This is a genomic window from uncultured Polaribacter sp., from assembly GCF_947503855.1.
In the GTDB taxonomy this organism is placed as follows: Bacteria; Bacteroidota; Bacteroidia; order Flavobacteriales; family Flavobacteriaceae; genus Polaribacter.
Genome location: NZ_CANNFF010000022.1, coordinates 1 through 1,997, shown reverse-complemented (window position 1 = coordinate 1,997; position 1,997 = coordinate 1). Strand labels below are relative to the sequence as shown.

Genomic DNA, 1,997 nt, shown 5'->3' with positions numbered 1-1,997 from the left:
TGAATGACAATGCGAATAGATACAGACAAACAAATGAATTTACTTAGTGATAAGAACGTTGCAATAATTGGTGGTGGACCCGTTGGACTGACTATGGCAAAATTATTACAGCAAAACGGCATAGACGTTTCAGTTTACGAAAGAGACAACGACCGAGAGGCAAGAATTTTTGGTGGAACCCTTGACCTACACAAAGGTTCAGGTCAGGAAGCAATGAAAAAAGCGGGATTGTTACAAACTTATTATGACTTAGCCTTACCAATGGGTGTAAATATTGCTGATGAAAAAGGCAATATTTTATCCACAAAAAATGTAAAGCCCGAAAATCGATTTGACAATCCTGAAATAAACAGAAATGACTTAAGGGCTATCTTGTTGAATAGTTTAGAAAACGACACGGTTATTTGGGATAGAAAACTTGTTATGCTTGAACCTGGTAAGAAGAAGTGGACACTAACTTTTGAGAATAAACCGAGTGAAACAGCAGATTTGGTTATTCTTGCCAATGGCGGGATGTCCAAGGTAAGAAAATTTGTTACCGACACGGAAGTTGAAGAAACAGGTACTTTCAATATACAAGCCGATATTCATCAACCAGAGATAAACTGTCCTGGATTTTTTCAGCTATGCAATGGAAACCGGCTAATGGCATCTCACCAAGGTAATTTATTATTTGCTAACCCCAATAATAATGGTGCATTGCATTTTGGAATAAGTTTTAAAACACCTGATGAATGGAAAAACCAAACGCAGGTAGATTTTCAAAACAGAAATAGTGTCGTTGATTTTCTTCTGAAAGAATTTTCCGATTGGGACGAACGCTACAAAGAATTGATTCATACGACGTTGTCATTTGTAGGATTGGCTACACGGATATTTCCTTTAGAAAAGCCTTGGAAAAGCAAGCGCCCATTACCCATAACAATGATTGGGGATGCCGCACATTTGATGCCGCCTTTTGCAGGGCAGGGAGTAAATAGTGGGTTGGTGGATGCCTTGATATTGTCTGATAATCTAGCCGATGGAAAATTTAATAGCATTGAAGAGGCTGTTAAAAATTATGAACAGCAAATGTTTATCTATGGCAAAGAAGCACAAGAAGAATCAACTCAAAACGAAATTGAAATGTTTAAACCCGACTTTACGTTTCAGCAATTGTTAAATGTATAAAATGGAATAAAACGGCACATAACAAACAAATTGGCAATAGAGCCGGTGAAGTACTTCTATTGAACTTTTGTGCAATGTTGAAGATTAGTAATTCTATTCAACATTTGTGCTAAAAGTCGGCTCCATCGCCAATTTGCCAAACGTTATATGCCATATTACACCAAAACTCGTCTGAATTATACAAAATGAACTATGTTTAACTTTTTTAAACCTAAACCAAAAAATCAAATTGAAATGGAAGTTTCGGGAATAAATCCTGAAACAAACAATGAATTTCTATTCTATAATTTTATCGAAAATACACCAAACTATATTCTTGAACCTTGGCTAAAAAAAGCAAAACAAGTTGGTTATAAAGTAAAACCTCAATACGAACAAGCGATTTTGCAAAAATTGAAATTCAATCAATTTAAAAATCCTCATACATTCCCTGAGTACTTTGAAAATAAATTTGATTTTATTGCTATTGACTTTGAGACAGCAAATAACAGTAGATTAAGTGCTTGTGCAATCGGATTATGCTTCGTGAAAAATGACACAATAGTTTATTCGACAAAACACTATATAAATCCACCAAAATCAGAAAAGTTTTTAAAAACTCATACTTCAATACACGGAATTTCATATGAAGATGTAGAATTTTCCCTTAATTTTCAAGAATTATGGGAAGACGAACTTTCTAAATATCTTTCATCTAATTTATTAATTTTTCATAATGCGAGTATGGACTTGAGTGTTTTGAAAAATCTATCTGATTCTCCGCAAACACACCTAATATTTTTAGTATATTAGCGCTCAAAAAGCAGGGATTATGAACATATTCAGTT

2 protein-coding genes are annotated in these 1,997 nt (G+C 34.3%); both read left to right on the top strand.

What is annotated here, in order from left to right; genetic code table 11:
* Positions 1-3: 3 nt before the first annotated feature.
* Positions 4-1,170, top strand: coding sequence for a tetracycline-inactivating monooxygenase Tet(X2) (locus tag Q0662_RS11865; protein WP_008651082.1), 1,167 nt, complete (start codon positions 4-6; stop codon positions 1,168-1,170).
* A gap of 234 nt (positions 1,171-1,404) precedes the next feature.
* A complete protein-coding gene (locus tag Q0662_RS11860) occupies positions 1,405-1,962 on the top strand; it encodes an exonuclease domain-containing protein (protein ID WP_009135711.1) in 558 nt (185 codons plus the stop codon).
* Positions 1,963-1,997: the final 35 nt, after the last annotated feature.

Coding starts and splice junctions, on each gene's coding strand:
- Q0662_RS11865 (WP_008651082.1), top strand. CDS start 4: ATGACAATGCGAATAGATACAGACAAACAAATGAATTTACTTAGTGAT.
- Q0662_RS11860 (WP_009135711.1), top strand. CDS start 1,405: ATGGAAGTTTCGGGAATAAATCCTGAAACAAACAATGAATTTCTATTC.